This window comes from Micromonospora sp. CV4, from assembly GCF_003667455.1.
In the GTDB taxonomy this organism is placed as follows: domain Bacteria; phylum Actinomycetota; class Actinomycetes; order Mycobacteriales; family Micromonosporaceae; genus Micromonospora.
On the sequence record NZ_RCVI01000120.1, the window covers coordinates 1 to 5,266 of the forward strand.

Annotated in this window: 5 protein-coding genes and 2 pseudogenes; 3 read left to right on the forward strand and 4 right to left on the reverse strand. The window is 73.3% G+C overall.

The features are described from left to right. The 3 genes and pseudogenes from EAD98_RS01235 to EAD98_RS01245 all read right to left on the reverse strand — a co-directional run. Positions 1–711, reverse strand: a 711-nt coding sequence (locus EAD98_RS01235; protein WP_121652248.1) for a methyltransferase domain-containing protein, incomplete at its 3' end; no start/stop codon positions are given. A gap of 306 nt (positions 712–1,017) precedes the next feature. Further along, a pseudogene (locus EAD98_RS01240) lies at positions 1,018–1,263 on the reverse strand (hypothetical protein); the annotation flags it as partial. Between the two features lie 38 nt (positions 1,264–1,301). Next, positions 1,302–2,939, reverse strand: a complete 1,638-nt coding sequence (locus EAD98_RS01245; protein WP_121652250.1) for an ABC-F family ATP-binding cassette domain-containing protein — start codon at positions 2,937–2,939, stop codon at positions 1,302–1,304. A 62-nt stretch (positions 2,940–3,001) separates the two neighbouring features. On the opposite strand from EAD98_RS01245, the gene EAD98_RS01250 reads away from it, so the two are divergent. The 3 genes from EAD98_RS01250 to EAD98_RS01260 all read left to right on the forward strand — a co-directional run bounded on the left by EAD98_RS01250 (position 3,002) and on the right by EAD98_RS01260 (position 4,615). Further along, the gene (locus EAD98_RS01250) at positions 3,002–3,772 is read left to right on the forward strand and encodes an ROK family protein (protein WP_121652251.1); all 771 of its coding nucleotides are present in this window, start codon (positions 3,002–3,004) and stop codon (positions 3,770–3,772) included. Positions 3,773–3,870: 98 nt separating this feature from the next. Then, positions 3,871–4,239 carry a M48 family metallopeptidase gene (locus EAD98_RS01255; protein ID WP_121652252.1) on the forward strand — a complete coding sequence of 123 codons (369 nt, stop codon included), beginning with the start codon at positions 3,871–3,873 and terminating at the stop codon, positions 4,237–4,239. A 121-nt stretch (positions 4,240–4,360) separates the two neighbouring features. Beyond that, positions 4,361–4,615: a Smr/MutS family protein gene (locus tag EAD98_RS01260; protein WP_007465523.1), complete on the forward strand. Its 255-nt coding sequence runs from the start codon at positions 4,361–4,363 to the stop codon at positions 4,613–4,615. A 74-nt stretch (positions 4,616–4,689) separates the two neighbouring features. Here the strand turns inward: EAD98_RS01260 and EAD98_RS01265 are convergent. Then, positions 4,690–5,266: pseudogene (locus tag EAD98_RS01265) on the reverse strand (peptidase); the annotation flags it as partial.

Genomic DNA, 5,266 nt, shown 5'->3' on the forward strand with positions numbered 1-5,266 from the left:
GGACAGGTGGGAGTTGGGGGCCGGGTCGGCGTCGGGTGGCAGCGGGGTCAGGTCGGCGAAGATGGAGGCGCCGTCGCAGCCGGCGTGCAGGGGGTACCAGCGTGGGCTGCCGGGCGGCCGGAGTTGGCAGATTCCCTTGAACGTCTGCACGTCCATCAGCCGGACGTGGGTCGGGTCGGCGACCGCGTTCACATGCCCCCACCAGGGGCTCATCACGTGCAGCACACCACCCGGGCGGAGCACCCGGTGGCACTCGTCGACCAGCGGCAGGAAGTCGATCAGGTGCTCGAGGATGTGCACCGCGAAGAGGACGTCCACCGAGTTGTCGGCCAGCGGCAGCGAGCCCGACAGGTCCGCCACCGCGTCGACCCCCGGGGCCGGGAAGATGTCCAGCCCCAGGTTGCCCGCCCACTGCTTGGTCGGCCCGCAGCCGAGGTCCACCACCACCGGTTCACGCCCGCCGACGCCGACCCGGCACCACACGCCGTAGACCCCGGCCAGCCGTCCCACCAGGTCGCGGACCAGCCGCAGCTCGGCGGGCTCGGCCACCTCCCCGCTCAGGTGGGCGACACCCCGGTCGAACCGCACCTCGACCGCCAGGCCACGCAGTCGGTCGTCGTGCCGGACCTGGTCCGCCCAGGCCTCAGCGAGGAACCCGTCGATCGCCCGCAGCCGGTCGGCCGAGGGCGGAGTCTGTGCCAAAGCGACCATTCGGGCCACCTCCCGCCGCGCGATACCCCGATCCGCGCCCGGTATGCCCCGCTCGTCAACCGTGTCCGTGGGCCGGCGTGCCGGTCGGTCGGCGTGTCGCAGTCGTCGAGCCGGGACTGCGGCGAGCGGTATACCTCAGAGTCATTTTTATGACCCTGAGGTATACCGCTCAACTGCGACCTGTGTCCGGCGAGGCCGGGCCGAGGCCAGTTCGCCGAGTGGTCGTGCCGGTCAGCCGGAGAGAGTGCGGCGGCCCGGCCGGCCGCCGCCACGCATCCGCTGGCGGGGCGGCGGGGCGGACGGCTTCGGCCGCTTGAGGTGGTAGCGGTGCAACTCGTGGTTGCCGGGCAGGGACGGGTCCTCGCTCATCGCGACCAACTCCCAGCCCTGGTCGCCGGCCCGGTTCAGGTGGGCCAGCGCCGTGTCGCCGAACGGCGTCACGTCGACCATCGAGCCGTCCGGGCCGTACCAGACGAAGACGACCTCCCAGCCCAGATCGTTGGTCGCCGCCTGGCGGCGCCGGATCAGCAGCGCGTACTCCCACTTGAGCATGGCGTCATTCTCACCCTGCTTCGGCCCGCCGGCACGGATCAGTCCTCGGCGATCCGCCCGGCGTCGACCCGCAGCCGGCGGTTCGTCTCGATGGCGGCCAGCATCCGCCGGTCGTGGGTGACCAGCAGCAGCGTGCCCGGATAGCTGGCCAGGGCCGACTCGAGCTGCTCGATGGCCGGCAGGTCCAGGTGGTTGGTGGGCTCGTCGAGCACCAGCAGGTTGACCCCGCGCCCCTGGAGCAGAGCCAGAGCGGCACGCGTCCGCTCACCGGGGGAGAGGGTGGCCGCCGGCCGCGGCACGTGCGCCGCGCGTAGCCCGAACTTGGCCAGCAGGGTCCGCGCGTCCGCCGGCGACATCTCCGGTACGGCCGCCTGGAACGCGTCGATCAGCGGCACGTCGCCGAGGAACAGCCCTCGCGCCTGGTCCACCTCGCCGATCACCACCCCGGGCCCGAGCGAGGCGGTGCCGGCGTCCAGCGGCAGCCGACCGAGCAACGCGGCCAGCAGGGTGGACTTGCCCGAGCCGTTCGCCCCGGTCACCGCGACCCGGTCCGCCCAGTCGATCTGGAGGTCCACCGGGCCGAGAGTGAACCCGCCGCGGCGTACCACCGCACCACGCAGCGTGGCCACGACGGCGCCGGCGCGGGGCGCGGCAGCGATCTCCATCCGCAGCTCCCACTCCTTGCGGGGCTCCTCGACCACGTCGAGCCGTTCGATCAACCGCTCGGTCTGCTTGGCCTTCGCGGCCTGCTTCTCGCTCGCCTCGCTCCGGAACTTGCGGCCGATCTTGTCGTTGTCGGTGGCCTTGCGGCGGGCGTTGCGGACGCCCTTCTCCATCCAGCCCCGCTGGGTGCGCGCCCGCGCCTCCAGGCCGGCCTTCGTGTCGGCGTACTCCTCGAAGTCGGCGCGGGCGTGCCGGCGGGCCACCTCGCGCTCCTCCAGGTAGGCCGCGTAGCCGCCGCCGTAGTGGTGCACCTGCTGCTGCGGCAGATCCAGCTCCAGCACCCGGGTGACCGTACGGGTGAGGAACTCCCGGTCGTGGCTGACCAGCACCGTGCCGGCCCGCAGCCCGGTCACGAACTCCTCCAGGCGCTCCAGCCCGGCCAGGTCCAGGTCGTTGGTCGGCTCGTCGAGCAGGAACACGTCGTAGCGGCTGAGCAGCAGCGAGGCCAGCCCGGCCCGGGCCGCCTGACCGCCGGAGAGCCCGGTCGTCGGGTGGTCCAGGTCGACGGCGAGCCCCAGGTCGGCGCTCACCTGCTCGGCGCGCTCGTCCAGGTCCGCGCCACCGAGGGCGAGCCAGCGCTCCAGCGCGTCGGCGTACGCGTCGTCGGCGCCCGCGGCCCCGGCGGTCAACGCCTCGGTCGCCTCGTCCAGCGCCGCCTGCGCGGCGGTCACCCCGGTCCGTCGGGCCAGGAACCCGCGTACCGTCTCGCCCGGCCGCCGTTCCGGCTCCTGCGGCAGGTGGCCGACGCTCGCGGTGGGCGGGCTGAGTCGGACGCTGCCGGCCTCCACCGGCAGCAACCCGGCGAGGGTACGCAGCAGCGTCGACTTGCCGGCGCCGTTCGGCCCGACCAGGCCGATCACGTCGCCGGGGGCGACGACCAGGTCCAATCCGGCGAAGAGTGGGCGTTCGCCGTGCCCGGCGGCCAGGTCCTTGACGATCATCGTGGCGCTCATCAGGACGGCAGCCTATCCGGCCGCCGGCATACGGCCGGGCCGCAGCGGGCAGACTCAACGACGTGGTGACCACACTGGCGATCGACTGCGGTGGCGGGGGCATCAAGGCGTCGGTGCTCGACGAGGCCGGCACGATGCGGGCCCGGCCGCTGCGGGTGCCGACCCCGTACCCGCTGCCGCCTGAGCTGTTCGTGCGCACCCTGCTCGACCTGGGCGGGCGGCTGCCGGCGGCCGACCGGCTGACGGTGGGCGTTCCCGGGATGATCCGGCACGGAGTGGTGGTAACCACCCCGCACTACGTGACCCGCAGCGGACCACGCAGTCGGGTAGACCCGGCCCTGGTCGCCGAGTGGTCCGGCTGGGACGCGCGGGGCGCGCTGGCCGACGCGTTCGGCGTGCCGGCGCTGGTGCTCAACGACGCCGAGGTGCACGGTGCCGGGGTGGTCGCCGGCACCGGCTGCGAGCTGGTGCTGACCCTGGGCACCGGGCTCGGTAGCGCCCTCTTCGACGGCGGGGTGCTCGCCCCGCACCTGGAGCTGTCCCACGCGCCGGTGCGGTGGGGCACCACCTACGACACGTACGTGGGCGAGCCGGAACGCCGCCGGCTCGGCGACGCCTTCTGGTCCCGGCGGATCCGGCAGGTGGTGGACGGGCTCCGCCCGGTGTTCCGGTGGGACCGGCTCTACCTGGGCGGGGGCAACTCCCGGCTGATCCGGCCCGAACAGCTCGCTCGGATGGGCGACGACGTCGTGGTGGTGCCCAACACGGCGGGGATCGTCGGCGGCGTCCGCGCGTGGGAGCTGTCCGCCGGGCGCCGGGACGCCAGAACCTGACCCGCCGGCGGCCGGAAGAGACCCGGGGAACAGTCGCCAAACGCCCAGCGTTGTGCCAGCGTCGGAACAGTGACGGCGCGACCCGAGGAGGTGGGCAGATGGATCTTCTGGCGGACTACCGGCGGGCGACCATGTTCTTCGAGACCGGTGATCCGAGCGGAGCGGCCCGACTGCTGGAGCCGATCGTGGACGCCGAACCCGGCAACGCGGCGGTCCGGCAGCTGCTGGCCCGGGCGTACTTCCAGTCGGCCCAGCTCAACCGGGCCGAGGAGCAGCTGCGGGAGCTGGTCGACCGGGACCCGAGCGACCACTACGCGCACCACGTGCTGGGCCGGACCCTGGAGCGTCTCAACCGGCACTCGGACGCGCTGCGGCACCTGCGGATCGCCGCCGCCATGTACGCGGCCAACGACGACTACCGGATCGCGCTGGAGCGGGTGGAGACCCGCCTGGGCGGCACCCGCTGACGCGGGACCGGTGACGTGCACGGGGCGGCCCTTCGGGGCCGCCCCGTCGTCGTGCGGCGGGCGCGCCGCCAGGCGTGCCTAGGATGGCGGACATGGGACCTGACCGGCCGGGGGCTGCGGCATGAAGCTCAAGCTGGACCTGCACGAGATCTTCAACAAGGGCCAGGACATCGACCGCGCGTTGCGCGGGATCATGGACGAGGCGGTGGCGAAGAAGGCCACCCTCGTGGAGATCATTCCGGGTAAGGGGTCGGGCCAGCTCAAGAAGCGGGTGCTGCGGTTCCTCGACCAGAAGGACGTCAAGCAGCTCTATCACCGGGTGGAGAAGGACTCCAAGAACTTCGGCCGGCTCTTCGTGCACTTCCGCTGGAAGTAACACCGGCGATCAGTGCGGACGGGCGGCGGCCGGTGGCCCGGCGGAGAGGCTCCACCGGACCACCGGCTCGCCCGTCAGATGGGGTAGGTACGGGCGACGGCCAGCATTTCGGAGCTGTGTGAGCCGACGATGCCGACGGCCGACGGCCGGGGGCGGAAGCCGGGCAGCGCGTCCAGCCCGTCGCTGGCGTCCATCGCCCGCAGCGCCACCTGCCCGGCGATCGGCCGCACGGTCAGGGTGACCTCGATCCCCTCCGTCGGTGGAGCGTGGAACACCAGCCCGAAGCCCCACTTCCCCTCCCGGGGCTCCACCGGCACCGACCGGCCGGCGACCTCGGCCCGCAGCACGGTGGCGGTCGACGTGTCGACGTGCAGGGTGGCGAGCCGGACCGCCCGCTGCGGGGTGAGCCGCAGCCGGAGCGTGCGCTCGACGCCGGAGGTGCTGTCGGCGAGCACGTCCAGCTTCGGCGCGGGCAGGTTCGCGGCCTGCGCCGGGCCGGTCCGTAGTTCACCGTCGCCGAGCCCGGGGAAGTCGTCGCCGACGTCGGTCACCGCGTCCACGTAGTCGTCCGTCCACGGCTGCGGGTCGGTCTCGTGGCTCAGCCAGCGGGCCTGGCCGGTGCCGGCGTCCATGGCGTACATCAGGTGGGTG